The following is a 26,717-nucleotide window of genomic DNA, read 5'->3' as shown; positions in this document are numbered from 1 at the left end:
CGGGAGGGGGCTAGGGGGAGGGGGTTGTCGAGCGAAGAGAACGAAGGCGCCGGCTCCGGCGGCGCGAACCCCCTCCCCCTGTCCCCCTCCCGCAGGGGGAGGGGGGACCCGAGAAAACTGGCCGGCAGTGGCGCGTGTCGGCACCATTCCCCTCACTTCTCCATCCAGGTGTTCCAGAAGGACGGCCAGGGCGACGGGTCGTAGCCCTTCAGCTTCGGCGACTTGGCCGAGAGGGCGTTGAAGTCGCCGACCTTGATGAACGGCACCTCTTCCATGATCGCGGCCTGGACGTCGCCATAGAGCTTGGCTCGCTGCGCCGGGTCGGACGCCGCGTTGAAGGCGTCAAAGGCGGTGCGGCGGCGCTCGGTCGACCACCAGCCCGGGCCGCTCTCGGACATGCCGAGATTGAGGGCCGGCTCCGGCAGGAACGGGCTGTGGGTGAAGAAGATGTCCCACAGCGCCGGGTCGTTGCGGCGCTGGGTCAGCGTCGCCCAGTCCGACACCTGCAGGTCGACCTTGAAGCCCGCCGCCTTCAGGTACTCCGCCGCCACCAGCGCCATCTTGTAGTGGAACTCGTATTGCTGGCTGGTCAGGATCCGGATCGGCTCGCCGGCATAGCCGGCCTTCTCCATCAGCGCCTGCGCCTTCTCCGGATCGCCCAGGTCGTAGGTGTCGACCCCGGCGTCGCTGCGCCAGGGGAAGCCCTCCGGATACATGGCGCCGTCGACCGTGAAGAACTCCGGCTTGCCGAAGGCGGCCAGCATCATGTCGCTCTCGCTCAGCGCCGCCTGCACCGCCTGGCGCAGCTCCAGCTTCGCCAGCGGCCCCTGCTTCGTGTTGAGCATCATGATTGGGTAGCCGAAGGACTTCAGGATCACCGGCTCGGTGTTCCCGGTCAGCTTGTCGTAGGATTCGACCGGCAGCAGGTCGGAGAAGTCGTACTGGCCGGAGACCGCGCCCTCGATCCGGGTGTTGGCGTTCGGGACCGGAATGAAGCGGATCTCGTCGAGATACGCGGTGCGCTTGCCGGCATAGCGGCTGGGCTGTTCCGTCCGGGCGGCATAGGCGTCGAAGCGGGTCAGCAGGATGTACTGGTCGGGCTTGCGCTCGGCCAGCTTGTAGGGGCCGGTGCCGACCACGTCGGTCAGCGGGTCGTCCATATGCGCCTTCGGCATGATCACCGCGGCGCTGTTGTTGAAGGCCAGCAGCGACAGCAGCGGCGCGTAGGCTTGCTTCAGCTTGATCTGAACCGCGAGGTCGCCGGTGGCCGCGACGCTCTCGATCATCGGCGCCGCCTGCTTGCCGCGCGAGGCGAGCTTCATCCAGCGCTGCAGCGAGGCGACGACGTCGGCGGCGGTCAGTTTCTCGCCGTCATGGAAGGTGACGCCGGGACGGATCTTGATGTCGTAGGTGCGGCCGTCATCGGAGATCGCCGGCATCGCCTCGGCCAGCAGCGGCTGGAGGCGCCATTCGGCGTCGAAGGTGAACAGCGTCTCGTAGACATGCTGGGTGATCATGCCCAGCAGGTCGCCGGTGTTCGCCATCGGGTCGAGCGTCGGCGGCTCGCCGATGGTGGCGACGTCGATCGTGCCGCCCTTCACCGGGTCGGCGATCGCCGCGCCCGGCACCAGGGCGGCGGCCACGAGGAGGGAGAGCAGCAGGCGGCGCATGGGTTGGGTCTTCATGGCTTGCGTTCAGCGGCGGCAATGGCGGTCGGGAAGAAGTGCGAAGGAGCCACCCGCACCGTCATTGCGAGGAGGCGAAGCCGACGAAGCAATCCAGGGGCCAAGGCAAACGGCCCTGGATTGCTTCGCTGCGCTCGCAATGACGGTGAGGGCATCAGGCGTCCGTCACTTCTCCACGTAGGCGTTCCAGAAATACGGCCAGGGGGCCGGGGTCACGCCCTGCAGCGCCTTCGACTTGGCCGAGAGGGCGTTGAAGTCGCCGACCTTGATCAGCGGCACCTCGTCGGCCATCACCTGCTGCACGCCGGCCCAGAGCTTCACCCGCTCCTCCTGCGTCAGCGCTTGGTTGAAGGCGCCGACCGCCTTGTCCTTGGCCGGCGTGTCCCACCAGCCGGGCGACCCCTTGGCCAGGGCGCCGATCAGCGCCGGCTCCGGCAGGAACGGGCTGTGGCTGATATAGATGTCCCACAGCGCCGGGTCGGCGCGGCGCTGGGTCAGCGTCGCCCAGTCGGTGACGTCGAGGGTGACCTGGAAGCCGGCGGCCTTCAGGTATTCCGCCGCCACCAGCGCCATCTTGTAGTGGAACTCGTATTGCCGGCTGGTCAGGATCCGGATCGGCTTCTGGCCGTCATAGCCGGCTTCCTCGAGCAGCTTCTGCGCGCCTTCGGCATCGCCCTTGTTGTAGATTTCGGTGCCGACCTCGGAGCGCCAGGGATAGCCCTCTGGGTACATGGCGCCGTCGAGGGCGTAGAAATCGGTGCTGCCGAAGGCGGCGGCCAGCATGTCCTCCTCGTTCAGCGCCAGCTGCACCGCCTTGCGCAGCTTCAGGTCGCTGAGCAGGCCTTCCTTGGTGTTCATGACGAAGACCGGCCAGCCGAAGGGCTTGAGGATGATCGGCTCCGACGCCCCGGCCTTGATCTTGTCGATGGCTTCGACCGGCAGGGAGTCGGTGTAGTCGTACTGCCCGGCCACCGCGCCCTCGACCCGGGTGTTCGGGTTCGACACCGGCGTGAAGCGGATCTCGTCGAGATACTGCTTGCGGGCGCCGCCATAGCCGTTCGGGTCGCCCTCGCGCGGCTTGTAGCCGTCGAAGCGGACCAGCTGGATGTACTGGTCGGGCACCCGCGCCTTCAGCATGTAGGGGCCGCTGCCGACGATGTCCTTCAGCTCCGGCGCGATCTTCTCGGACGGCAAGATCACCGCGGCGCTGTTGTTGAAGGCCAGCAGCGCCAGCAGCGGCGCGAAGGGCTGCTTCAGCGTGATCCTGATGGTCGCGGCGTCGAGCTTCTCGATCGCCTCGATATTGCCGGCGGCCAGCTTCCCGCGCGACGCCACCTCGGTCCAGCGCTTCAGCGAGGCGACGACGTCGTCGGCGTCCAGCGCCGAGCCGTCGTGGAAGGTCAGGCCCTGGCGGATCTTGATGGTGTAGACGCGGCCGTCGGCGCTGATCTCCGGCATCGCGTCGGCGACCAGCGGCGTGACGTTCCAATCGGCATCGAAGGTGAAGAGCGTCTCGAAGATGTGCTGGGTGATGATGCCGACCAGGTCGGCCGTGCTGACCATCGGGTCCAGCGTCGGCGGCTCGCCGATCGTGGCCACGGTGATCGTCCCGCCCTTGGCCGGCGCGGCCATCGCGCCCGAGGAGAGCGGCAGGATCGCGAGCGCGACCACACCCAGAATTCGCAGCGTTGTTCGCAGCATTGACACCCCCTGTCTTGAGTCCCTAGTATTCCGTTATTAGGAAGCAACATCTTCCATTGCGGAATACGCTAGTGCGATCGGCGGCGGGACGTCAACCCATCGATCGGACCCGAACGGCGGAAATGCTCGGCGATTGACCGCAATGCGGGACAAAGCCTAGCTTCGCAACGATAAGGACTATACCACTCGGCCGGAGCAGCGGCCGGGCCAGGCGGGATGGGATCATGGCGGAAGCAGCGGCGGCCAAGGCCGAGAGGGTGAGCGAGCGCAGCCGGGTCAGCGGCATCGAGCGCGCGGTGCAGATCTGCGACCACCTGCTGGCCGCGGGCCGCCCCCTCACCGCCTATGACGTATCGAAGGCGCTGGGCGCGCCGATGTCGACGATCTACGGCGTGGTCGATTCGCTGCTGCGCCAGGACCTGCTGTCGCGCGACGGCGACGGCCTCTTGTGGTTCGGCCCCCGCCTCTACCATTACGGCCTGGCCTATGGCCGCAGCCTGAACCTCTTGGAGACCGCGTCGCAGGAGATGCGGGAGCTGAGCCGCCTGCTGGGCGAGACCGTGCAGGTCTGCGGCCGCGACGAGGGCCATATGGTGGTGCTGGCGATGGCCGAGCCGGCCGGGCATTTCCGCGTCTCGTCCAAGGTCGGCACCCGGGTGCCGCTGAACTGGACCGCGTCCGGCCGCCTCTTGATCGGCCACCTGCCCTGGGCCGAGCGGGTCGAGTTGATGCGCCGCGCCGCCCAGCCCTCGCCCACCGGCATGGCCGAGACCGACCCGGAGCTGCTGTGCCGGATCGGCGAGACCGCACTGGCCGAGAAGCTGGCGATCCAGCTGAGCGAATCCGACTTCGCCGTCGCCTGCATCGCCGCGCCGATCTGCACGCCAAGCGGCGATTGCGAGGCCACGATCAGCGTCGTGCTGCCTGAGCAGAAGGCGCGCGAGCGCGAGCGCACCTACAGCGTCGCGGTGCAGGAGGCGGCGAGCCGGATCGAGCGGTTGCTGGGCTGGACGGCCTGACGCCCTGAGCTAGCGGCGCCGCGGCGCCAGCTCACGCACCACCGGGTCCACCATCTGGTCGAAGGCCGCGGCCTCCGCCATCGCGATGCGCAGCGCGCGGCGCTTCTCGGCGATATAGGCCGCGCCAGTGATGCCGGTCGGGGCCGCCGGGTCGTCATGGCGGAAGGCCCGCTGTGCCCGGCTGGTCGCCTTTGCCGACTGCTTGGCCCGCGCCATCTGGCGTGTGAAGTCGCGATCCATGGCGATCTCTCCCTGGTTCGGGACACGGCCTGGGGCCGCGTCCGATCGATTCGGTGACGGAAAAACGCATGCAGCGATCCCATCGTTCCCGAAGAAGCCGCCCCTGCGGCAGACCGCGCCGCAGAGTTAATGTGACGCTTTCGAGAAGCGCGCCCGTCCACCCCAGATGAGCGCATCAAATCGGCGGCCGCACCGGCCCGCCTCGCTCGCCGATTACTGTAGGGACAAAGTTCCATCTCTATCAAATGCTTTTGTACGACATAACCAGAGGCAAGATATCGAATCGAATAACATTATATGCAAATTCTCCTCATATCACGAATTGCAGGACCAATTGTGACAAGCATATCCGTCGATCGCATTTTTGTTGAACGTTTTGGGAAGAAATGACCAACTAGGGAGCCCTTATTCATATCGGGCGCTTGTCATATTGGCGAGGATATTCATGGCCACTTTTACCGGCTCCAATGGCGCCGAAATCCTGCCGAACCTTCTCATCGGTCCCGTCCAAGCCATCGGAAACGACTTCATCGACGCGTTGGGCGGGGATGATATCGCCATCGGCTGGTCCGGCGACGACGTCATCCGCGGCGGCGCCGGGGCGGACGTGATCATCGGCGGCCTGCTGAACGCCGCCGGCGTCATCACCCTTTCCGGCGTCGATGCGGCGGACTACACCACATCCGTCGACGGCGTGACCATCGACCTGTCGGTGATCCTCGACCTGACCCTGCCGATCCTCGGCATCAACGTCCAGCTCACCGGCGCCTCGCAGGGCTTCGGCGGCGACGCCCAGGGCGATTACCTGGTCGGCATCGTCAACCTGATCGGCTCCAACACCGGCGGCGACAACCTCAGCGGCAGCGCCGCGGCCAACACCCTGAATGGCCAGGCCGGCGACGACACCCTCGACGGCCAGGGCGGCAACGACATCCTCCTCGGCGGCGATGGGGACGATACCCTCGTCGGCGGCGGCGGTGCCGATTCTCTGCAGGGCGGCGCCGGCATCGACACGGCGGATTATTCCGGTTCCGCCACGCCCGTGACCGTGAACCTGACCACCGGCACCGGCACGGGCGGCGACGCCCAGGGCGACACCCTGACCGGTGTCGAACGTGTGATCGGCACGGCCGGAGACGACACCCTCACCGGGTCGGCCGGCAACGACACCCTCATCGGCGGCGCGGGGGCGGACGCCCTCACCGGGGGCGGCGGCGTCGACACGGCCGATTATTCCGGCTCCGGCGCGGGCGTCACCGTCGACCTGACGGCCGGCACCGGCAGCGGCGGCGACGCCGAGGGCGACACGCTGAACGGCATCAGCAACCTGACCGGAACCGCCTTCATCGACCATCTGTACGGCAGTGCCGGGGCCAACACGATCCTGGGCCTCGACGGCGACGACACGATCCGTGGCGGCGGCGGCGCCGACAATATCGACGGCGGCGCGGGGTCCGACTTCGCCAACTACCAGGGCTCGGCCTCGGGGGTCACGGTCAACCTTGCGACCGGCGTCAACAGCGGCGGCGACGCCGCCGGCGACGTGCTGACCAGCATCGAGAACCTGTACGGGTCCAGCTTCGACGACAACCTGACCGGCGACGCCGGCCGCAACATCCTCGGCGGCGAGCTCGGCAACGACACGCTCGTCGGCAATGCCGGCGACGATTCGCTGTCGGGTGAGGCGGGCAACGACAACCTCGACGGCGGCGACGGCAATGACCGGCTCGTCGGCGGCGACGGCGACGACATCGCCAATGGCGGGGCCAACAACGATTCGATCGACGGCGGCGCCGGGACCGACACGCTGAACGGCGGCGCCGGGGACGACACCATCTCGGGCGGCGCCGGCACCGACACCATCAACGGCAATGACGGCAACGACATCCTCAACGGGGGCGATGGGGCCGATCATATCGACGGTGGGCTCGGCACCGACACCGCCTACTACATCAACAGCGCGGCCGGCGTGACCGTCAATCTGCTGGCCGACACCGCCTCCGGCGGTGACGCCACCGGCGACACGCTGGACAATATCGAGCAGCTCTACGGCTCGAATTTCATCGACAGCCTGACCGGCGATGCCGGCAACAACCGGCTCTGGGGCAATGGCGGCGACGACGTCCTCACCGGTGGCACCGGGGCCGACACGCTGAAGGGTGGCGCCGGCAACGACAGCTTCGTCTACGCCGCCGTCGGCGACAGCACGGTGGCCTCGTCCGGCCGCGACACGATCGAGGACTTCTCGACCGGCGACCACATCGACCTGTCCGCGATCGACGCCAACGGCTCGGGCGGCGCCTTCACCTTCGGCACCGGCGCCTTCACCGGCGTGGCGGGCGAACTGCGGGTGGTGGCCTTGGCCAATGGCTACCAGATGGTCTATGGCGACACCAACGGGGACAAGAACCCGGACATCGCCATCGCCGTCCTCTCGGATCACGCGCTGACCGCCAGCGACTTCGTGCTCTGAGGCCTTGAACGGACGACCCCACCCCGCGCCTGCGGGGTGGGGTCTTTCTTTGCCCGCACCATGCCGCGGCGATACGCGCGGCTTGGCCGGGGCCGACGCGGCGGCGATACTCGCTCCGCGAGTCCGGCCGTGAATCCGGCGCGGACCGGGAGAGGCGGACCAGGGATGCGGCTCAGATCAGCTCTGCTTGCGGGCGCGCTCCTCGCCCTCTCCGCCGTCGCGGCCTCGGCGGCCGCGCCGCTGCTGCTGCCCGGGCTGGGCCCCGACGACCGGCGCGTGGCGGTGGACGGCACGGCCGCGCCCTGGCGCAGCCTGGCCAAGGTGCAGACCGGCATCGGCGGCCGCTGCACCGGCGCGCTGATCGGCCCCCGCCGCGTGCTGACCGCGGCGCATTGCCTGTTCAACCCGCGGACGCAGCGCTTTCTCTCCGCCTCCTCGCTGCATGTGCTGTTCGGCTATGAGCGCGGCGAGTTCATCGAGCACAGCCTGGTGACCGACGTGATCCACGCCGACACCTACGATCCGCAGAAGCCGCGGGAGGGCTATGCGGCGGATTGGGCGATCCTGGAGCTGGCCGACGACGCCCCGCCGCAGGCGCCGCCGCTGTCGGTCTCGCAGTCGGTGCCGCCCCCCGGCACGGCGGTGGTGCTGGGCGGCTACAGCCAGGACAAGGCGCAGATCATCACCGCCGACACCGCCTGCATGGTGCTGGGCACCGACCGCACCACCAAGGGACCGGTGCTGATCCATGACTGCAACGGCACGCGCGGCACCAGCGGCAGCCCGCTGCTGGCGCTGCGGGACGGGCAATGGCAGGTGGTGGGCATCGCCGTCGCCGGCTCGACCGACCGGCTGACCCTGAACTTCGCGGTCCCCGCCACCGCCTTCGCCGCGGCGCTTCGCTAGGGCTGGCCTTCCCCGCGACCGGGCGTTCGGCTACAGAGGCCTGATGTATCTTTCGATTGCCACGACCCATAGCCCCGCGACCGATCTCGGCTTCCTGCTGCACAAGCATCCGGACCGGGTGCACGAGACCGAGCTGTCCTTCGGCAAGGTCTGCCTGTTCTACCCGGAAGCCACGCCGGAGCGTTGCGAGGCCGTGCTATTGCTGCAGATCGATCCGGTCGGGCTGGTGCGTGGCCGCGGCTCGGCCGAGGGCATGGTCGACCAGTATGTCAACGACCGCCCTTACGCCGCCTCCTCCTTCCTTTCGGTGGCGCTGATTCGCAGCGTCAAGACGGCGATGACCGGCATCTCGAAGGACCGGCCGGAGTTGGCCGCCGCCCCGATGCCGCTGGAGGCGCGGGTCAGCCCCCTGCCCGTGCGCGGCGGCGAGGCGCTGGTGCGCCAGTTGTTCGAGCCGCTGGGCTGGACGGTGCGAGTCGAGCCCGTCCCGGGCCCCGGCGGCGCGCCCAGCCCGCGCTACGTCACCCTGACCCTGTCCGGCACCGAGCGGCTGAGCGCGCTGCTGAACCACCTCTATGTGCTGATCCCGGTGCTGGACGACGACAAGCACTATTGGGTCGGCGAGGACGAGGTGGCGAAGCTGCTGGCCCGCGGCGAGGGCTGGCTGGGCGGCCATCCGGCGCAGGAGCTGATCGTCCGGCGCTACCTGGTCCACCAACGGACCCTCGCCCGCCAGGCCCTGGCCCGGCTGGTGCCGGAGGAAGACGCGTCCGCGGAGACCGGCCCGGAGGGCGCCGCCAGCCGCGAGGAGGCGCTGGAGGCGCCGATCCGGCTGCACGACCAGAGGCTGGCGACGGTGGCCGCGACGCTGCGAACGAACGGTGCCAAGGTCATCGCCGATCTCGGCTGCGGCGAGGGCAAGCTCCTGTCCCTGTTGGCACGGGAGCGCTGGGTCCACCGGCTGATCGGCGTCGACGCCTCGTCGCGCGACCTGGAGCGAGCGCAGCGCCGGCTCAAGTTGGGCTTGCCCGGCGGCCCGCCCGAGGGCCGGGTCACGCTGCTGCATGGCGCCCTGACCTACCGCGACCGCCGCTGGGCCGAGGCCGACGCGGCCGCCTTGGTGGAGGTGATCGAGCATCTCGACCCCGACCGGCTGCCGGCGCTGGCCCGGGTGGTGTTCGGCGAGGCCCGGCCCCGGCTGGTGGTCGTGACCACGCCGAATGCCGATTACAACGTGCTGTTCCCGACGCTCAGCGCCGGCGCCTTCCGCCACGCCGACCATCGCTTCGAATGGAGCCGCGCCGAGTTCCGCGCCTGGGCCGCCGCGGTCGCCGATGCCCATGGCTATGCCGTGGAGATGGACGACATCGGCCCCGCCGATGCCGAGCATGGCGCGCCGAGCCAGATGGCCGTGTTCACGAGGACCGCATGACCGACGGGCTGATCCACATCCACGAGGATGACTGGGGCATGCGCAACCTCTATCCGGCCGCGGCCGAGGACGAGGCACAGAACGACATGGCCCGTGCCACCGAGGCCGACGAGCGGAATCGCGCGCCGGACGGCCAGGGCTGGACCGACATGCATGTGATCCAGCCGCCCAAGACCGACTTCGCCGCCGCCGGCCTTCAGCTCGCCGCGGTGGTCGCGGCGCTCGAGCCGCTGATGCCGCGCGTCCGCCGATTCTACGCCGCCATCGGCAGCGCGATGGCCAGGGACGCGGGGCGCGATCCCCTCGGCTCCTACGAGGAGGACGCCGTCTGCTTCGGCTTCGGGCGGTCCTGCTTCGTCAAGGTCGAGCCCAAGGGCGACCTCGTCGCCCGCGTCTGGTTCGAGGCCTCCGGCCCCGAACCGGCGCAGCTCGCCGCCCTGCGGGCGGCGCTGCTGGCGATCGACTCCCTGTCGCCGTCGATCGTCGCCGATTACTGGCTGGACGAGACCGGCCGGGTCGGCGACGCCGCCTTTCTGGACCGCTATTTCGCCGCCCTGGAGGGGGCCGCATCGTGAGTCGCGCCGCCGATCCGTCCCGCATCGACATTCCCGACTTTGCCCTGGTCGTGCTGATCGGCGCGTCCGGATCCGGCAAGTCGACCTTCGCGGCACGGCATTTCCGGCCGACCGAGATCATCTCGTCGGACCACTGCCGCGGCCTGGTGTCGGATGACGAGACCGACCAGTCGGCGACGGCCGACGCCTTCGACCTGGTTCGCACCATCGCCGAGAAGCGCCTGAAGAACCGGCGCCTGACGGTGATCGACGCCACCAATGTCCGCGCCGCCGACCGCAAGGACTGGATCGCGCTGGCGCGGCGCTGGCACGCTCTGCCCGTCGCCATCGTCCTCGACCCCGGCATCGATCTCTGCGTCGAGCGCAACAAGGCGCGGCCCGACCGCCCCTTCGGCCCACAGGTGGTGGTGCGGATGGTGTCGGAGATCCGGCGCGGCCTGGGCGGCCTGCAACGCGAGGGCTTCCGCCAGGTGTGGCGGCTGGGGACGGCCGAGGGCATCGACGCCGCAGCGGTCGGGCGCCAGCCGCTGTGGACCGACAAGCGCGGCGACACCGGCCCCTTCGACATCATCGGCGACGTCCATGGCTGCGCCGACGAACTCGAGGAGCTGCTGCACCGCCTTGGCTATGCCATCGACTGGCGAGAGGCGGAGGGCGGGCGCCAGGTCACGGTGACGCCGCCGACGGGCCGCAAGGCGGTGTTCGTCGGCGACCTGGTCGACCGCGGCCCGCGCACGCCCGACGTGCTGCGCATCGCCATGAGCATGGCGGCGGCCGGCACCGCCTATGTCGTCAACGGCAACCACGACCGCAAGCTGGCGCGCTGGCTGGAGGGGCGCGACGTCAAGATCGCGCACGGGCTGCAGCAGTCGATCGACCAGATCGAGGCCGAGGGCCCGGCCTTCAAGGCCGCGGTCAAGCCGTTCCTGGAGGGACTGCTGAGCCATGCCTGGCTGGATGGCGGCAAGCTCGCCGTCGCCCATGCCGGGCTGAAGCCGGAAATGGTCGGCCGCGCCTCGCCCGCGGTGCGCGAATTCGCGCTGTATGGCGAGACCACGGGCGAGACCGACGAGTTCGGCCTGCCCGTGCGGCTGGACTGGGCGGCGGCCTATCGCGGGCCGACGGCGATTGTCTACGGCCACACCACGGTGGTCGAGCCGGAATGGGTCAACAACACCCTCTGCGTCGACACCGGCTGCGTCTTCGGCGGGAGGCTGACGGCGCTGCGCTGGCCGGAGAAGGAGCTGGTCTCGGTGTCGGCGGAACGGGTGTGGAGCGAGCCGACCCGGCCGTTGGTGCCCCGCACCGAGGAGCGCAGCGCCCAGGCCGAGGCCGACGACCTGCTGGACATGGAGGATGTGGTCGGGCGGCGCTGGGTCGAGACCGGGCTGCGCGGCCGGATCGAGATCGCCGCCGAGAACGCCGCCGCGGCGCTGGAGGTGATGAGCCGCTTCGCTCTGGCCCCGCAATGGCTCGCCTACCTGCCGCCGACCATGTCGCCGGTGGAGACCAGCGCGCGGGAAGAGTGGCTGGAGCGGCCGGAGGAGGCGTTCCAGCATTTCCGCGAGCGCGGCGTGGCCGAGGTCGTGTGCGAGGAGAAGCACATGGGCTCGCGCGCCGTGATCGCGCTGTGCCGTGACGCCGCCGCCGCCCGGGCACGGTTCGGCGTGACCGGGGACGAGACCGGGGCGATCTGGACCCGCACCGGCCGCGCATTCTTCGCCGACCCCGCGACCACCGAGGCGGTGCTGGCACGGCTGCGATCGGCGGCTGACGTGGCCGGGCTGTGGGCCGAGCTGGAGACCGGGTGGCTGCTGTTCGACACCGAGATCATGCCCTGGTCGGCCAAGGCCGGCGCCCTGATCGACAGCCAGTACGCGCCGGTCGCAGCCGCCAGCCTGGCCGGGCTGACCGCGGCTGGCGAGGCGCTGGCCCGGGCGGTCTGGCGCGGCCTGCCGCTGGAGGATCTGCGGCAGCATACGGCCGCGCGGCGCGAGCGGGCCGAAGCCTATGGCCGGGCCTGGGCACCGTATGTCTGGCCAGTCTCCGGCGTCGGCGACCTGCGCATCGCCCCGTTCCATCTGCTGGCCGCAGAAGGCCGCGTCTGCTTTGACCGGGACCATCCCTGGCACATGGACGTGGCCGACCGGCTGGCCCAGGCCGGTGGCCCGGCTGTCGCATCGACACGCTGGCGGCGGGTCGGGCTGGTGGATGACTCCGCCTGCGCCGACGCGGTCGCCTGGTGGGAGGCGATGACCGCGGCCGGCGGCGAAGGCATGGTGGTGAAGCCGCTCAATTTCGTCGCCCGCGGCCCGAAGGGCCTGATCCAACCGGCGGTGAAGGTGCGCGGAAAGGAGTATCTGCGCATCATCTACGGTCCGGAATACGACCTGCCGGAGAATCTGGCGCGGCTGCGCGAGCGCAAACTGGGCGGCAAGCGCAACCTGGCGCTGCGCGAATTCGCCCTCGGCCATGAGGCGCTGCGGCGCTTCGTGGCCCGCGAGCCGCTGCGCCGTGTCCATGAATGCGTGTTCGGCGTGCTGGCGCTAGAGAGCGAGCCGATCGATCCGCGCCTCTAGCCCGTCTCGTGCCGCTGGTCGCAGACGACCTTGAGGTAGCGCCCCTTGCCCAGCCCCGGCCCGAGAGCGGTGCTGGCCAGCATCGCCGGACCGGCGAAGCCGCAGCCGAGCGGTGACGGCGCCACCGGGCCGGCGACCACGTCGACCGCGGTGTCGCGGGTGCAGTCATGTTGCGGCATTGCCGTGGCGCAGACGAGGATGAGGGTCGTGAACACGTCCGTGTTGCTTCCGCTCCCTGGGTGCACACCACCCCGAGGGCTTCCTTCGGCATGTTGGTCCTGGATGGCAACACAGCCGCACGAAGGCCGATTTCCTTTGCGGTGGCGGGTCGTCTCCGCCGGCCCTGTCATCGGGACCGCAGGTCAGGACGAGCCCGGCCTCAACCTGATGCCGGGTCGCGCCAGCTGTGGCGCGGCTCGTAGCCCAGCACCCGCCGCGCCTTGTCGATCGACAGCAGCGTCTCGTTGGGGCCGAACGGGCGCTTCCGCGGCACGCCGGGATAGACGGCGTCGAGCAGTTCGTCGTTCGGCCGGCCCATCACCGTGTCGGCATTGGCGATGACGAAGATATCGGCGCCGGTCAGCCTCGACTCCAACGCCAGCCGGATCGCCTGGGCGGCGTCGCGCGCATCGATATAGGCCCACAGGTTCCAGTTGCGCTTGCGCGGATCGTCGTCGAAGCCGGGGAATTCGGCATAGCGCTCCGGGTCCATGACGTTGGACAGGCGCAGCCCGATGATCTTCGCCTGCGGGTCCCAGCGGCAGAACTGCCTGGCCATCTCCTCGCCCATCAGCTTGGACAGGGAATAGGCGGTCTCCGGCCGGCCGGGATAGTCCTCGTCCACCGGCACATAGGGCGGCGGGTCGGCGAAGGGCAGGCCCAGCACCGTCTCGCTCGACGCCCAGACGATGTTGCGGATCTTCAGCTGCCGCGCCGCCTCGAACACGTTGTAGGTGCTGACGGTGTTGGTCTCGAAGATCACATGGTTCGGCGCCAGGCCGGGGGCGCGGATCGCCGCCAGATGGACGATGCCGGTGACCCGCGCCACCCGGTCGTCGATCGCCGAGAAGGCGGCGACGGTCTGGCCGTAATCGGTCAGGTCGACCCGGCTGTGCCGCACCGATGGATCCGCTGGCGGCGCCAGGTCGACCGAGCAGACGTCGTGGCCATGCGCGATCAGGTCCTTCAGGCAGGCGCGCCCCGCCTGGCCGCTGCCGCCGGTGACGATGATCATCCCGTCCTCCCTTGCCGAACTATTGTCGGACAAGATAGGTCAGGCATTGAGCTCCGGATAGTGGCGGAAGATGCCCATCGGGTTGAACGGGATGCGCCGCGGCGACTCCAGATACGCCTTGATCCGCGGCAGCGCCGCCACGCGGTCGTGCAGCGCCACCAGGAGAGGGTGCTTCTTCTCGGCCCGCGCCATCGCCTTGGGGAAGGCGTAGCGCAGACCGGCGATCATCTGGAACATCGACAGGTCGGCCGTGGTGACCGTGTCGCCGACCAGATGCGTGTCGCCGGCCGGGTTGCGGGCCAGCACCTGCTCGAAATAGCCGAGGAATTTCGGCAGGCGGTGGGCCAGGAAATCCGCCGCCCGGCGCTTCGCCTCCGGCTTCTGGTCTTCGTAATACAGGCCGCTGCCGATCGGGTGGTGGGTGTCGTGCACCTCGACCACGAGGTCGGCGATGGTGAGCTGCAGCTGATGGGTCCACAGCCGCCCCGCCTCGTCCGAAGGCGCCAGGCCGTGCCGGTCGCCGAGGAACAGCAGGATGTTGGCGGTCTGGCCGATCAGCAGGTCGCCGGCCTTGAGATAGGGCGGCGCGAAGGGCGGCTGCGGCACCGCCCCGTCCTGCAGGTAGTGCATCAGCCCGGGCAGGTCGTCGCCCTCGCGGCGGGCGATGTCGACATAGTCGGCCCCGGCCTGCTCCAGCGCCAGCCGGACGAACTCGCCGCGGCCCTGGATCTCCGGCCAGTAATAGAGCTCGTAGATCATTCCGTAATATCCTTTCGCATACGACGGGTTCCGCGAAACGAATTCACGCTCGATTCACGCAGGGCCGGATAGGATCCGGACACTATCCCATCGGATGGTACGCCCATCGAGCCCCTGACGAAGGGCCGACACTTACATGAAGAGGTATTTCAAGGCGTCGATAGTCAAACGGGCATATTTGAATCCGCCCGCAATCAGAAGCTCGATGGGCGTCTTCGTCGCGACCCAGCGCACCGGCAAACAGGACGGCAGAACGATCGGGAGACGGGGGCGCAAGCCCCCGTTCCTGTTTCATCCCCGATCGAGCGTCAGGAGGTCGGGCCCATGCCGACGGCCAGCGGCTCCCCCGCCGGCTCGTCGCGCGACCGCAGCCACTTCGCCGCGGCGCTGTACACCCCGCTGCCGAGGATCAGGACGGCCCCGACCAGGCTGGCGGCCGGGATGTCCTCATGGAAGACGAAGACGCTGAAGGCGGCCGCCCAGGCGAAGATCGAATAGTCGATCACCGCGACATCGGACACGCCGCTGAGCCGCAGCCCGGCGATGTAGAGCAGGTTGGCCACCCCGCCGGCCAGGCCGACGCCGATGAAGGGCAGCCAGTCGCCGGCCACCGGCCAGACCCACCCCGACTGCAGCACCCAGGCGCCGGAGCCCACCAGCATCACCGTGTTGCCCCAGATGGCGGTGACGACCGGCGCATCCGCCTGCCCGGCCCGGCGCGTCGCCACCACGCCCAGCGCGTAGAACAGCGCCGACACCACGGCGATCAGCGCGTAGAGGTTCATCCCGTCCGTCGGCCGTACGATCAGCAGGCCGCCGGCCAGGGCGACGGCGATGGTGGCATAGGTCTCCCACCCCGCGGGCTCGCGCAGCACGGTGATCCCGATCAGTGCCATGAAGACGGGCGCGGCCAGGGAGATCGCGGTCGCGTCGGCCAGCGACAGGCCGGACAGGCTGAGGAAGAAGGTGGCGCCGGCGGCCAGCACGCAGCCGCCGCGCAGCAGCTGCATCAGCGGATTGGCCGAGCGCACCGCCTGCATCCCCCGCACCGTGCCCATGCGGTATTGCAGCAGGATCGGCAGGTAGCCGAACAGGGCGCGGATCAGGATGATCTCGGCCACCGGGTAGCTGCCGCTGAGATACTTGGCGAAGGCATCCATCGTCGCGAAGGCGCCGACGCCCAGGGCGTAGAACAGGATTCCCTGCATCTGGCGTCGGGTGGTGCGCACGGCGACTGAGCCTTCTCGAATATGAATGCTGCCGAGGCCGGCATGAATGGACCTCAGCAAAGCGGCAAATCATGGCCGCAATCGCGCCGTGACGCGATGGAACCGTGTCGAATTGCGGTCTTCTCGTGGCGGGAGGCCTAGAACAGGCTGAGCTGCTTCTCGGCCGGGCGCCGCGGGGCCGGGTCGGCGCGGCGATGGGCCAGCAGCTCGGCCTCGATCTCGCCGAGGAAGGGCGACGCCTCCAGCCGCGCCGCACCGCCGCGCCAGCGCCGCTCGCGCGCCCGGCACAGGAACAGCCGGTCCATCGCCCGGGTCATGCCGACATAGAACAGCCGCCGCTCCTCCGCCGTCGCCGCCGGGTCGGCCTCGCCGAAGCGCAGCGGCAGCACGCCGTCCTCCAGGCCGAGGATGAACACCACCGGGAACTCCAGCCCCTTGGCGGCGTGCAGGGTCAAGAGCGAGACCCGGTCGGCGCGCGGGTCCCAGAAATCCGCCTCGGTCGCCAGCGCCACCGCCGCCAGGAAGGCCGTGCGATCGTCATTGTCCTGCCGCGAGGCGATCAGCGACAGGCGCTGCAGAGCCGCCGTGGTCGCGGCCGGGTCGGCGCCGTCGCGGCGCAGCGTCTCCGCCGTCTGTTGCAGACATTGCGGCAGCGGCCCCTCCTCCTGCTCCAGCGCCGCCAGCAGGGCGATCACCGCCGGGTCCTCGGACAAGGGCGCCAGCGAGCTCCTCTTGAAGGGCATGCCGCCGCGGCCCAGCGCCTCCGCCACCGCGTCGGCTTGGGCGTCGGTGCGGTACAGCACGGCGATGTCGCCGAAGCCGAGCTGGTCGTTCGCGCGGCCGTCCGACCGGCCGCTGTCGATCGAGAAGAAGCTGTGGCCACCCAGCAGGGCCTCGATCTCGGCCACCACGAACTCGGCCTCGGCCTTGTCGCTGGCGGCGGCGTGGACCGAGATGCGGTCCTGCATCGCCCGCACGATCTCGGCCGCCGGCTCGGTGCGGCCATCGGCGCCGATGAAGCGCGAGGCGGCGGTGACGATGGTGCCGGTGGAGCGGTAGTTGCGGCGCAGCCGGATCACGGTCGCGCCGGGATGATCGCGATGGAACCGGTCGAAGCAGGAGGCATCGGCGCCGCGGAAGCCGTAGATCGCCTGGTCGGGGTCGCCGATGACGCAGAGATTGCCGCCCGGCGGCACCAGCAGCGACAGGAGCCTCACCTGGCTGTCGTCGACATCCTGGAACTCGTCGACCGAGACGTGGCGGAACCGGTCGCGGCACAGCGCGACGAGGCCGGGATCGCTCTCCAGCGCCGCGATCGACCTGCCGATCAGGTCGTCGAAATCGATCCAGTTGCGCAGCGCCATCGCCTCGTCGGCGCGGGCCAGCGCCTCGGCCAGGTCGAGATCGGCCGGCGCCCCGGTGCGCTTGGTCCGCGAAATGGCGCGCAGCAGCCGCTCGGCCTTGGTGCGCGAGACCTCCAGCACCTCCTGCAGCAGGGTCGCGCGTTCCGCCTCCCCCGCCACCTTGAAGTCGCGGTGCAGCCCGGCCGCCTCGCCATGCTCGCGCAGCAGGGCCAGGCCGAGGGAGTGGAAGGTGTGGATCGGCATCCGCGCCGCGGCGCCGGGCAGCAGGTGCTCCAGCCGCTCCCGCATCTCCGCCGCCGCCCGGCGGGTGAAGGTGATGGCGAGGCAGGAGTCCGGCGCCGCGCCATGCGCCGCGACCAGATGGGCGATGCGATGGGTCAGTGTCCGGGTCTTGCCCGATCCCGGCCCGGCGACGATCAAGAGCGGCCCCTCGACCCGCTCCGCCGCCGCCCGCTGCTCCGGGTCGAGCCGGTCGAGGAGGCTGGCATCTGCGTTGCCTCTCCCGCTTGCGGGAGAGGTCGGAGCCGCGCCAGCGGCTCCGGGTGAGGGGGTTTCGTCGAGGCCGGGGCCCGCCCTCACCCGGTCGTCCTGCGGACGCCCGACCTCTCCCGCCAGGCGGGAGAGGCCACGCTCCGGTCCTGCCGCATCCTCCTTGGCCCGCCTCTGCGGCAGGTCGAACAGCAGCCCGCCGGCGGTGCGGCTCTTCAATTCTTGCGGCTCGAACAGCCGGATCACGCCGTATTCGCCGTCATAGCCGGCGTCGCGGATCACCTGGCCTTTGCGCAGCCGGGTCACCGCCTCGGCCAGCAGCTCGCCCTCGGCCCGGGCGATGTCCTCGACCGGGATCTCCCCCAGGATCCCCAGCTCCGATCCCAGCGTGCCGACCAGCCGGTCGTAGCTGCGCTCTACCGCCTTGCTGGACGGGCCGGTCGCCAGCAGCTCGGACAGGATCTCGGGCAGCGGCACCAGGCTGGTGATCTCGCCGGCGGTCGGCGGCGGCACCGCCTCTTCCTCGCTGCGGTCGGCGAGCTTTTCGATCCGGTGCAGCACGCCGACCGTGACCGGCTGGCCGCAGACCGGGCAGCGGCCGTCCAGGGCCAGCGTCTCCTGCGGGCTCAGCCGGACATCGCATTTGCGGTGGCCGTCGGCGTGGTACTTGCCCTCCTCCGGGAAGAACTCGACCGTGCCGACATAGCCGTCGCCGGTCTCCAGCGCCCGGCGGATGGCGTGGTAGTCCGGGTCGCAGTCGAAGGCGGTCGCCTCGCGCCCCAGCTTGCCCGGCGAATGCGCGTCGGAATTCGAGGTCAGGCGATAGCGGTCGAGGAAGGAAATCCGCCAGTTCATCGCCGGGTCGGAGGACAGGCCGGTCTCCACCGCGAAGATGTGGTCGGCCAGGTCGCCATAGCAGTCCGCGATGGAATCGAAGCCCGACTGCGACCCCAGCGCCGCGAACCACGGCGTCCAGATATGCGCCGGCACCAGATAGGCGTCCGGCCCCGAGGCCAGCGCGATCTCCAGCAGGTCGCGGGAATCGAGGCCAAGGATCGGCCGTCCGTCCGAGGCGATGTTGCCGATCCGCGCCAGGCTGGCCTGCAGCCGGTCGATCGTGGCGAAATCCGGCCCGTAGATCAGGTGGTGGATCTTCCGGGTGCGGTCGCCCTTCTTGTAGATGGTCGAGATCTCGGTCGACAGCATGAAGCGCACCGGGGTGCGACACGGCGCCGGCAAGGTCGCCATCACCGCGGCCTCGAGGTCCGGCCGCAGCCGGAACAGGCCCGGCGTGTCCGGCACCAGCTTGTCCTTCAGCTCGGCCAGCCAGACCGGATGGACGCAGTCGCCGGTGCCGACCACGCCGATGCCCTTGCGCGCCGCCCAATGCGCCAGGTGCTCCAGGTCCAGGTCGCGGCTGGTCGCCCGCGAATGCTTGGAATGGACGTGCAGGTCGGCGTGAAAGCGCATCTCGGCCCCGAGTTCCGCGCGCCCGCGGTTCGCCGTAGAAGACTCGGGCGCCGATCCGGGGATGATAGGACGGCGTGCCGGGGCAGCAAACGCCGGGTGCTAGTCGGCGGCCACCGGCAGGAAGCGGGCAAAGGAGTCCTCGATCGTCCGCCGCAGGATGTCGCGGTAGCAGCCGTGATGCGGGTTGTCGGGCGAGATGCGGCCGAACTCCGGCGCGCCCGCCGCGGCCATCGGCACCAGCACGATGGGCGACGCCACCGGGGTCAGCTGCGACCCCGGCCCGGCCTGCAGCGTTGTCAGGATGCCGTGCATCTCGCCGGTGATGGTCGGCCGGCCCAGCACCGCCATGCGGTACTGCCCGCTGGTGTTGGTCACCAGATAGATATGTCCGGATTGGTGCGGCACCGAGACGGTGCCGTGCTGGGTGAAGGCGGCGTCCACCCGGTCGGCCTCGTGGAAGGCCAGGTGCGACCCGGCCTCGTCCCAGCGGATCTCGGTGCGGTAGGCGTAGATGGCGCGGCGGTCGCCGAAGGACGGCCGCAGCGTCAGATACACCCCCTCGATCCAGGACACGGCCGGACGGGCGTAGGAACCCAGCCCTTCCGGCGCCACCCCGACCGGTGCGGCCGGCTGTGCGGGCGCCGTAGGGGCAGCGGCCCGCGGCTCGGCCCGGCGCAGCTTGACGCCCAGCGCCTCCTCCAGCCGGATCAGCGTCGCCAGGGTGAAGGGCCGGCGGCCGGACAAGGCCTTCTCCAGTGTCGACAGGCTGATCTTCGCCTGGTCGGCCAGGAACTGGCGGGAGATGCGGCGGCGCGCCAGCTCCTCCCGCACCAGCGCGGCGACGGCGTGGCTCTGCTCCTCCGACAGCTCGTGCTCGGCCGCGTGCGTCGACAAGCCGACCAAAGCGCCCTCCTCCGGACAAATCCGCACCGATCCGCACAGGCCGGTGCGGACCAAGACCTATCCCGGCCACCGCCTGCGGAACAAGCCGGATCATCACCGTGGCCGGACAGAACCCCTCCGACCGACAAAAAACCCAGGCCGATCGGGCATCGGCCGAGGCTTATGGAGGGTTCGATGAGGTCCATGACGAGGGAGCTGCCGGCGGGGCTTGGGCCGGCATTCCAGTCCCGGTTCGGGCATGCGGCGCCGCTGCTGCTGCTGTCGCTGCTGCTCGCGGTGCTGACGCTGGCCATCGGCGGCCGCGCCGCCCGGGCCGAGGCCGGGCCGGCGCTGGTAACGCCGGGCGAGATGCAGTCCGGCGCGCTCTTGTTCCGCGCCAATGAGAAGGGCCGCTATGTCGAGGCGCCGCGGCTGGGCACCGATGTCGACCTGACGGTCAGCGGCCCCACGGCACGGGCCCATGTCACCCAGGTGTTCCAGAACCCGACCGACCAGTGGGTCGAGGCCGTCTATGTCTATCCGCTGCCGGAGGACGGCGCGGTCGACACGCTGAAGATGGTGGTCGGCGACCGCGTCATCACCGGCGACATCGCCGCCCGCGAGGAGGCGCGCCGCACCTATGAGGCGGCGAGGCAGGCCGGCCGGACCGCGGGCCTGGTGGAGCAGGAGCGGCCGAACCTGTTCACCACCTCGGTCGCCAATGTCGGCCCGGGCGAGACCGTGCTGATCCAGATCGAATACCAGGAGAGCGTGCACCAGTCGGGCGGCCGCTTCTCGCTGCGCGTGCCGCTGGTGGCGGCGCCGCGCTACAGCCCGGCGCCGGTGCGGCAGTCGGTCGATTTCCAGCCCGGCCAGGGCGGCTGGGGCCAGACCACGACGGATCCCGTGCCCGACCGCGACCGCATCACCCCGCCGGTGCAGGACCCGCGCCGCAATGCCCCGACCAATCCGGTGACGCTGAAGGTGCGGCTGCAGGCCGGCTTCCCGCTGGGCGAGGTGGTCAGCGCCAACCATGCCGTCGACGTCGAGAGCCAGGGGCCGGACAGCCGCGTCGTCACCATGAAGGGCCCGGTCCCGGCCAATCGCGACTTCGAGCTGAGCTGGGCCCCGGCGGCCGGCGCCGCGCCCTCGGTCGGGCTGTTCCGCGAGACGGTCGCCGGCGAGGACTACCTGCTGGCCTTCGTCACCCCGCCCGCCCTGCAGCAGGCCGAGGACAAGCGGCCGCGCGACGTGGTGTTCGTGATCGACAATTCCGGGTCGATGGGCGGCGCCTCGATGGACCAGGCCAAGTCCAGCCTGCTCTACGCCCTCGGCCGGCTGTCGCCCGCCGACCGCTTCAACGTGGTGCGCTTCGACGACACGCTGGACGTGCTGTTCCCGGATGCGGTGCTGGCCGATAGCGAGCATCTTGGCCGCGCCAAGGCCTTCGTCTCCGGTCTGGAGGCGTCGGGCGGCACCGAGATGGTGCCGGCGATGAAGGCGGCGCTGACCGATCGCGGCACCGACGGCACGCCTCGCCTGCGCCAGGTGGTGTTCCTGACCGACGGCGCCATCGGCAACGAGCAGCAGCTGTTCGACACCATCGCCGGGATGCGTGGCCGGTCGCGGGTGTTCATGGTCGGCATCGGCTCCGCCCCCAACACCTATCTGATGACCCGCGCCGCCGAGCTGGGCCGCGGCACCTTCACTCAGATCGGCGCGCCCGACCAGGTGGAGGAGCGGATGCGCGGCCTGTTCGACAAGCTGGAGAGCCCGGTCGTCACCAACCTGTCGGCGCGCTTCTCGGCCGGCGCCGCCGACGCCACGCCGGAGACGCTGCCCGACCTGTATCGCGGCGAGCCGGTGGTCCTGGCGGCGAAGCTGGCGGCGCTGACCGGCACGATCGAGGTCAAGGGCATGATCGGCGACCAGCCCTGGGTCGTCACCCTGCCGGTGGCGCAGGCGGCCAAGGGCGAGGGCCTATCCAAGCTGTGGGCGCGGCGCAAGATCGCCGATGCCGAGGTGGCGGAGACCCTGGGCCAGATCGGCCCGGAGCAGGCCGAGCAGCGCATCCTGGCGCTGGCGCTGCAGCACCATCTGGTGACGCGGCTGACCAGCCTGGTCGCGGTCGACCGCACGCCGCGCCGGCCGGAGGGGGCGCCGCTGACCCGCGACGACATCCCGCTGAACCTGCCCGCCGGCTGGGATTTCGACAGCGTCTTCGGCACGGCCAAGCCCAAGCCGGAGTTCCGCGAGGCCGCCCTGCTGCTGCCCGCCGCCGCCCGCACCGACGCCCCGGCCGCTGCCGACAGGCCGGTGCCGGTCGAGGAGGTCGTGCTGCCGCAGACGGCGACCGATGCCGAGCTGCGGATCCTGGGCGGCCTGGCGCTGCTGCTGGCCGGCTTGGCGGTGTTCGCCTTCAGCCGCCGGACGGTGGGAGGCCGGGCATGAGCGTTCTCACCGGTTGGGCCGGAGCCGCCCCCTCACCCGAAATCGCCGAGGCGATTTCGACCTCTCCCCGAGGAGAGGTGAACGAACCCTCTCCTCGGGGAGAGGGAGGGGCCCGACGCCGCAGGCGGCGGGAGGGTGAGGGGGATGGAGCCGGCCTGCGGCTGCGAAAGACCATCGCCCTCCTCCTGGTCCTCGGCGGCCTCGCCCTGGCCGGCCAGGGCCTGTGGATCCACGCCAAGGCGCAGCTGGCGCAGCTGCTGCTGGACCGCGCCTTCGCCGCGACGCTGGAGACCGGCCGGGCGGTCAAGCCCTGGCCCTGGGCCGACACCTGGCCGGTGGCGCGGATCGACCTGCCGCGGCTGGGCGAGAGCGCCATCGCTCTGGCCGGCGCCAGCGGCCAGGCCCTGGCATTCGGCCCCGGCCATGTGGCGGACACGCCGGAGGCCGGCGACCCCGGCACCGCGGTCTACGCCGCCCATCGCGACACCCATTTCCGGGTGCTGCGCGACGTGAAGGTGGGCGACGAGATCGACGTCACCCGCCGCGACGGCCGCCGCGTCGCCTTCAAGGTGACCGGCACGCGGGTGGCGCTGTGGGATGTCTCCGGCATCGACCCGCGGGCGCCCGGCCGCAACCTGGTGCTGGCCACCTGCTGGCCCTTCGACGCCACGACGCGGGGGCCGTACCGCTACCTGGTGGAGGCCGAGGAGATCCAGCCGGCCAAGGCGAGCCCGGCAGGCCCGCTGGTGGCCGACGCGTCGACCGGCCCGCAGCGGTGAGGGCATCACCCAGCGGAGGAATTCCGTCCGCGTGGTGTAAGCTGTGGCCGGTGCGAGGACGGCCGGCTCGCCGAGCCCCTCCCGCAGCGTCGCCCCGAATGCTCCTGACCGAGGACGGCCCCAGCCATGACGAACGACGCCGGCACGACGCTTCGCCTGATCATGCCGCAATGGCAGGGCGGGGACGAACAAGGATACTTCTTCGGATCGCGGCTCCTGGCCTGGCTGGCGCCGGAGCCGACCGGGCCGGTCGAGACCGTTCCGGTGCCGGAGCCGCAGCCGGGTGAGACCCTGGTGAACGAAGCCGGGATCGTCGCGCGCGCCGCCGTGAAGCGCCAGGCACAGGCGGCCCGCGCCCTGATCGACAAGCACCGGCCGGACCGGATCGTGACGATCGGCGGCGACTGCCTGGTCGATCTCGCCCCGATGGCCTATCTGAACGAGCGCTACGGCGGCAGTCTCGGCGTCCTCTGGGTGGACGCGCATCCGGATGTCGTGCCGGCGGAGCACTATCCCAACGCCCATGCCCATGTCCTGGGGGCGCTGCTGGAGCGGGCCGACCCGGACCTGACCGCGGAGGTGCGGCAGCCCATCCAGCCGTCGCGGGTGATGTATGCCGGGCTGGATACATGGTCGCGGGTCGAGGGCGAGATCATCGAATCCCTCGACCTGCGCCGCGCCGGATCCGAGGCGCTCGCCGACAGCTCGGCGCCGGTGCTGGACTGGATCGCGGAGCAGGAGATCACCCGGCTAGCGATCCATTTCGACCTCGACGTGCTCGACCCCGCCTTGTTCGGGCCGCTGCTGTTCAACCGGCCGGGCCTGCCGGCGGGCGCCTATCCCGGCGTGCCGCGCGGCCGGATGACGCCCGAACAGGTCGTCCGCCTGCTGGGCGACGTCGCCGCCGCCTGTGACGTGGTCGGCCTCGCCCTCGCCGAGCATCTGCCGTGGGAAGCGCTCGCCACCCGCGACCTGCTGCGCCGGCTGCCGCTGCTGGCCGGATAGCCGGCGGCGCCGGCACATCCTGGTCGCCTCCCCCCGCCCCGCCGGATAGAGTGCGGCCAGCGCGAGGAGGCGACGGTTTGGCGACAGAGGCTGAGACGGATCGGCGCGTGAGCGGCACCCGGCGCCGCACCATCCCCCTGTCCGGCACGCTGGCCGTGGTGATGGCCGGGCTGGTGGCGCTGACCACGATCGACGTGCTGGCCGTGTTCTGGTTCATGACCGCCGGCACCACCCGCGACCTGCTGGCCCGGGCGGCGCAGCTGGGGCTCGATTCCGTGCAGGCCCGGATCGGCGACCGCTTCACCCCGGTCGAGGACCAGCTGGCCTTCCTGGCGCGGGAGATCGCCTCCGGCCGCACCGACCCGGCGGACGGCGCGGCGCTGGACCGGCTGCTGACCGGCGCCCTGGCCGGCACGCCGCAGGTCCGCGTCCTGTCCCTGACCGCGCCCGACGGCACCATCCGCGGCGTCACCCAGGGCCCGCACGGCGCCTTCACCTTCACCGACACGATCCGCACCGACCAGGAACGGCGGGAGATCGAGGCGGCGCGCAGCAGCGATCAGGCCGTCTGGGGCCCGGTCTATTACGTGGCGGCGGAGCCGATGCGCACCTCGGTCGCCAATCTCAGCCGGCCGGTCCAGGCCGAAGGCCGCTTCGCCGGCGTGCTGCGGGCGACGCTCACGGTCGACGCGCTGTCCGGCCACCTGCGGACGATCGCCGAGACCAACCCCGGCACCACGCCCTTCATCCTGTACGGCCGCGACCGCGTGCTGGCCCATCCGGCGATGGCGGCGCAGCGCCCGGCGCTGTCGCCCGAGCATCCCCTGCCCCGGCTGGACGAGGTCGGCGACCCGTTCCTGGCCGCGCTGTGGACTGACGGCGAGCCGGAGACAGTGGGCGACGCCGACCTGGAGGCGCGCGTGGTGCGCCGGGGCGGCGACGGCCGCGTCGTCCTGACCCGGACCGTCCCGGGCTATGCCCCGGCGCCGCTGATCGTCGGCGTCGAGGTGCCGGTGGCGGCGCTGGACAAGCCGACCGACGACCTGCTGCGCGCCGCGCTGGCGGGGCTGGCCGTGCTGGCGATCGCCATCCTGGTCGCGATCGTGGTCAGCCGCGCCATCGCCCGCCCGGTCGGCGCCATGGCGCGGGAGGTGCGCGCCGTCGGCTCGCTCGACTTCGCCGCGCTGCGGCCCCTGCCCGGCAGTCTGTTCTCCGAGCTGAACGAGCAGGCGCGCGCCTACAACACCATGCTGACCGGGCTGCGCTGGCTCGAGACCTATGTGCCGAAATCGCTGGTGCGGCGCCTGCTGCGCAGCGGCGGCACCGTCGCCTCCACCGAGCGGGTGGTGACGGTGATGTTCACCGACATCGTCAGCTTCACCGCCACGGCCGAGCGGATGCCAGCGGCCGAGGTGGCGGCGATGCTGAACGCGCATTTCGACCTGCTGGGCCGCTGCGTCGAGGCCGAGGGCGGCACCATCGACAAGTTCATCGGCGACTGCGTCATGGCCTTCTGGGGCGCGCCGGACGACCAGCCCGACCATGCCGACCGCGCCCTGCGCGCCGCCCGCGCCATCGCCGCGGCGGTGGCCGCCGACAACGCCGCCCGGCGCGGCCGGGGCCTGGCGCCGCTGCGCCTGCGGGTCGGCCTGCACAGCGGCCGGGTGGTGGCCGGCAATATCGGCATGAGCGGCCGGTCGGGCTACACCATCGTCGGCGACGCGGTGAATCTCGGCAACCGGCTGGAGCAGCTGGGCAAGGCCGTGGCGCCGACGGACGAGGTCGTGGTGCTGGCCAGCGGCGAGACCGTGGCGCTGGCGGCGGGCGAGCGGTCCGACCTCCGCCCCCTCGGCCCGCATGCCGTCCCCGGCCGCGAGACCGAGATCGATCTTTTCCGCCTGGAGACGCGATGACCGGCGAGGCCGTGCGCTTCGACATCACCGCCGCGCTGAGCGAGGCCGAGGCCACCGCCTTGTACCAGGCCTGGAGCCAGCGGCAGCAGCGCAGCGCCGGCCCCGCCGGCACCTGGATCGTGATCCTGCTCGGCCTCCTCGCCGGCCTGCTGGCCGGGCTGATCGCGGTGACGCTCGGGGCGGTCGACAGCGCCACCGGCAGGCTGGTCGCGGTGCTGGGCTTCTTCGCCTTCTGGGGCGGCGTCTGGGCGGCGCGGCTTCCAGGGGCCAGGATGGCGCGCCGCTGTTCCGGCAGGATATGGACCGGCTGCGGCGCGAGCGGCGGATCACGATCGACGAGGACGGCGTCGCGACGGACAGCCCCGTCGGCACCAGCCGCTGGCTCTGGCCCGGCGTCCAGGCGGTGACGGAGGAGTCCGGGCTGATCCTGGTCTGGCTCGAGAGCGGGCCTGTGCCGCTCCCGCGCCACGCGGTGGCCGAGCCGGAGGCGCTGCTGGCCTTCCTGCGCCGGCGCCTGGCCGCGAAGGCCTGA

21 protein-coding genes are annotated in these 26,717 nt (G+C 70.9%); 12 read left to right on the top strand and 9 right to left on the bottom strand.

Features of this window, described 5'->3' with window-relative positions; genetic code table 11:
- Positions 1–152: 152 nt before the first annotated feature.
- The gene (locus BWR60_RS07460) at positions 153–1,685 is read right to left on the bottom strand and encodes an ABC transporter substrate-binding protein (RefSeq protein ID WP_088150378.1); all 1,533 of its coding nucleotides are present in this window, start codon (positions 1,683–1,685) and stop codon (positions 153–155) included.
- Between the two features lie 165 nt (positions 1,686–1,850).
- Complete coding sequence (locus tag BWR60_RS07455) at positions 1,851–3,386, bottom strand: ABC transporter substrate-binding protein (protein WP_088150377.1); 1,536 nt, start codon at positions 3,384–3,386, stop codon at positions 1,851–1,853.
- Positions 3,387–3,610: 224 nt separating this feature from the next.
- Here BWR60_RS07455 and BWR60_RS07450 point away from each other — a divergent pair, with 224 nt between their 5' ends.
- Entirely contained in the window at positions 3,611–4,405 is a 795-nt protein-coding gene (locus tag BWR60_RS07450; protein WP_088150376.1) for an IclR family transcriptional regulator, read from the top strand.
- A gap of 9 nt (positions 4,406–4,414) precedes the next feature.
- On the opposite strand, the gene BWR60_RS07445 is transcribed toward BWR60_RS07450, so the two are convergent.
- Positions 4,415–4,645, bottom strand: coding sequence for a hypothetical protein (locus tag BWR60_RS07445; RefSeq protein WP_088150375.1), 231 nt, complete (start codon positions 4,643–4,645; stop codon positions 4,415–4,417).
- A 445-nt stretch (positions 4,646–5,090) separates the two neighbouring features.
- Between BWR60_RS07445 and BWR60_RS07440 the strand changes: the two genes are divergently transcribed.
- From BWR60_RS07440 to BWR60_RS07420, 5 genes are all read left to right on the top strand, one after another.
- Positions 5,091–7,118: a calcium-binding protein gene (locus tag BWR60_RS07440; RefSeq protein ID WP_088150374.1), complete on the top strand. Its 2,028-nt coding sequence runs from the start codon at positions 5,091–5,093 to the stop codon at positions 7,116–7,118.
- Between the two features lie 165 nt (positions 7,119–7,283).
- The gene (locus BWR60_RS07435; RefSeq protein WP_179221667.1) at positions 7,284–8,024 is read left to right on the top strand and encodes a trypsin-like serine peptidase; all 741 of its coding nucleotides are present in this window, start codon (positions 7,284–7,286) and stop codon (positions 8,022–8,024) included.
- Positions 8,025–8,067: 43 nt separating this feature from the next.
- Positions 8,068–9,456 carry a 3' terminal RNA ribose 2'-O-methyltransferase Hen1 gene (locus BWR60_RS07430; RefSeq protein WP_088150372.1) on the top strand — a complete coding sequence of 463 codons (1,389 nt, stop codon included), beginning with the start codon at positions 8,068–8,070 and terminating at the stop codon, positions 9,454–9,456.
- Positions 9,453–10,031 carry a hypothetical protein gene (locus tag BWR60_RS07425; protein ID WP_088150371.1) on the top strand — a complete coding sequence of 193 codons (579 nt, stop codon included), beginning with the start codon at positions 9,453–9,455 and terminating at the stop codon, positions 10,029–10,031. Before BWR60_RS07430 ends, BWR60_RS07425 begins: the two co-directional genes overlap by 4 nt.
- Positions 10,028–12,610: a polynucleotide kinase-phosphatase gene (locus BWR60_RS07420; RefSeq protein ID WP_218823383.1), complete on the top strand. Its 2,583-nt coding sequence runs from the start codon at positions 10,028–10,030 to the stop codon at positions 12,608–12,610. Before BWR60_RS07425 ends, BWR60_RS07420 begins: the two co-directional genes overlap by 4 nt.
- On the opposite strand, the gene BWR60_RS07415 is transcribed toward BWR60_RS07420, so the two are convergent.
- The 6 genes from BWR60_RS07415 to BWR60_RS07390 all read right to left on the bottom strand — a co-directional run bounded on the left by BWR60_RS07415 (position 12,607) and on the right by BWR60_RS07390 (position 20,049).
- The gene (locus BWR60_RS07415; RefSeq protein ID WP_088150370.1) at positions 12,607–12,825 is read right to left on the bottom strand and encodes a hypothetical protein; all 219 of its coding nucleotides are present in this window, start codon (positions 12,823–12,825) and stop codon (positions 12,607–12,609) included. The two genes, BWR60_RS07420 and BWR60_RS07415, sit on opposite strands and share 4 nt — an antisense overlap.
- Before the next feature lie 164 nt (positions 12,826–12,989).
- The gene (locus tag BWR60_RS07410; RefSeq protein ID WP_088150369.1) at positions 12,990–13,844 is read right to left on the bottom strand and encodes an NAD-dependent epimerase/dehydratase family protein; all 855 of its coding nucleotides are present in this window, start codon (positions 13,842–13,844) and stop codon (positions 12,990–12,992) included.
- A 39-nt stretch (positions 13,845–13,883) separates the two neighbouring features.
- Positions 13,884–14,603, bottom strand: a complete 720-nt coding sequence (locus BWR60_RS07405; protein WP_088150368.1) for a glutathione S-transferase — start codon at positions 14,601–14,603, stop codon at positions 13,884–13,886.
- A 308-nt stretch (positions 14,604–14,911) separates the two neighbouring features.
- A complete protein-coding gene (locus BWR60_RS07400) occupies positions 14,912–15,832 on the bottom strand; it encodes a DMT family transporter (RefSeq protein ID WP_144445546.1) in 921 nt (306 codons plus the stop codon).
- Positions 15,833–15,969: 137 nt separating this feature from the next.
- Complete coding sequence (locus BWR60_RS07395) at positions 15,970–19,155, bottom strand: UvrD-helicase domain-containing protein (protein WP_088150366.1); 3,186 nt, start codon at positions 19,153–19,155, stop codon at positions 15,970–15,972.
- A gap of 99 nt (positions 19,156–19,254) precedes the next feature.
- Positions 19,255–20,049, bottom strand: a complete 795-nt coding sequence (locus BWR60_RS07390; RefSeq protein WP_088150436.1) for a helix-turn-helix domain-containing protein — start codon at positions 20,047–20,049, stop codon at positions 19,255–19,257.
- 192 nt (positions 20,050–20,241) lie between these two features.
- Between BWR60_RS07390 and BWR60_RS07385 the strand changes: the two genes are divergently transcribed.
- The 6 genes from BWR60_RS07385 (at position 20,242) to BWR60_RS38640 (ending at position 26,717) form a co-directional block, all read left to right on the top strand.
- Positions 20,242–22,488 carry a marine proteobacterial sortase target protein gene (locus BWR60_RS07385; protein ID WP_179221666.1) on the top strand — a complete coding sequence of 749 codons (2,247 nt, stop codon included), beginning with the start codon at positions 20,242–20,244 and terminating at the stop codon, positions 22,486–22,488.
- Between the two features lie 77 nt (positions 22,489–22,565).
- Complete coding sequence (locus tag BWR60_RS07380; RefSeq protein ID WP_218823382.1) at positions 22,566–23,267, top strand: class GN sortase; 702 nt, start codon at positions 22,566–22,568, stop codon at positions 23,265–23,267.
- Between the two features lie 126 nt (positions 23,268–23,393).
- On the top strand, positions 23,394–24,272 hold the full coding sequence (locus tag BWR60_RS07375; protein WP_088150363.1) for an arginase family protein: 879 nt from the start codon (positions 23,394–23,396) through the stop codon (positions 24,270–24,272).
- Positions 24,273–24,379: 107 nt separating this feature from the next.
- A complete protein-coding gene (locus BWR60_RS07370) occupies positions 24,380–26,185 on the top strand; it encodes an adenylate/guanylate cyclase domain-containing protein (protein ID WP_088150362.1) in 1,806 nt (601 codons plus the stop codon).
- Positions 26,182–26,592, top strand: a complete 411-nt coding sequence (locus BWR60_RS36225; RefSeq protein ID WP_144445545.1) for a hypothetical protein — start codon at positions 26,182–26,184, stop codon at positions 26,590–26,592. Before BWR60_RS07370 ends, BWR60_RS36225 begins: the two co-directional genes overlap by 4 nt.
- Positions 26,589–26,717: a hypothetical protein gene (locus BWR60_RS38640; protein ID WP_275542370.1), complete on the top strand. Its 129-nt coding sequence runs from the start codon at positions 26,589–26,591 to the stop codon at positions 26,715–26,717. Before BWR60_RS36225 ends, BWR60_RS38640 begins: the two co-directional genes overlap by 4 nt.

Source organism: Inquilinus limosus, assembly GCF_002195995.1.
In the GTDB taxonomy this organism is placed as follows: domain Bacteria; phylum Pseudomonadota; class Alphaproteobacteria; order DSM-16000; family Inquilinaceae; genus Inquilinus; species Inquilinus limosus_C.
Note: the sequence above shows the minus strand (reverse complement) of the source record. Positions and strands in the feature narration are given on the sequence as shown.

What these genes read in the sequence shown, in the direction of transcription:
- BWR60_RS07460 (WP_088150378.1), bottom strand. Translation starts at nt 1,685, where the DNA reads ATGAAGACCCAACCCATGCGCCGCCTGCTGCTCTCCCTCCTCGTGGCC.
- BWR60_RS07455 (WP_088150377.1), bottom strand. Translation starts at nt 3,386, where the DNA reads ATGCTGCGAACAACGCTGCGAATTCTGGGTGTGGTCGCGCTCGCGATC.
- BWR60_RS07450 (WP_088150376.1), top strand. Translation starts at nt 3,611, where the DNA reads ATGGCGGAAGCAGCGGCGGCCAAGGCCGAGAGGGTGAGCGAGCGCAGC.
- BWR60_RS07445 (WP_088150375.1), bottom strand. Translation starts at nt 4,645, where the DNA reads ATGGATCGCGACTTCACACGCCAGATGGCGCGGGCCAAGCAGTCGGCA.
- BWR60_RS07440 (WP_088150374.1), top strand. Translation starts at nt 5,091, where the DNA reads ATGGCCACTTTTACCGGCTCCAATGGCGCCGAAATCCTGCCGAACCTT.
- BWR60_RS07435 (WP_179221667.1), top strand. Translation starts at nt 7,284, where the DNA reads ATGCGGCTCAGATCAGCTCTGCTTGCGGGCGCGCTCCTCGCCCTCTCC.
- BWR60_RS07430 (WP_088150372.1), top strand. Translation starts at nt 8,068, where the DNA reads ATGTATCTTTCGATTGCCACGACCCATAGCCCCGCGACCGATCTCGGC.
- BWR60_RS07425 (WP_088150371.1), top strand. Translation starts at nt 9,453, where the DNA reads ATGACCGACGGGCTGATCCACATCCACGAGGATGACTGGGGCATGCGC.
- BWR60_RS07410 (WP_088150369.1), bottom strand. Translation starts at nt 13,844, where the DNA reads ATGATCATCGTCACCGGCGGCAGCGGCCAGGCGGGGCGCGCCTGCCTG.
- BWR60_RS07405 (WP_088150368.1), bottom strand. Translation starts at nt 14,603, where the DNA reads ATGATCTACGAGCTCTATTACTGGCCGGAGATCCAGGGCCGCGGCGAG.
- BWR60_RS07395 (WP_088150366.1), bottom strand. Translation starts at nt 19,155, where the DNA reads ATGCGCTTTCACGCCGACCTGCACGTCCATTCCAAGCATTCGCGGGCG.
- BWR60_RS07385 (WP_179221666.1), top strand. Translation starts at nt 20,242, where the DNA reads ATGACGAGGGAGCTGCCGGCGGGGCTTGGGCCGGCATTCCAGTCCCGG.
- BWR60_RS07375 (WP_088150363.1), top strand. Translation starts at nt 23,394, where the DNA reads ATGACGAACGACGCCGGCACGACGCTTCGCCTGATCATGCCGCAATGG.
- BWR60_RS36225 (WP_144445545.1), top strand. Translation starts at nt 26,182, where the DNA reads ATGACCGGCGAGGCCGTGCGCTTCGACATCACCGCCGCGCTGAGCGAG.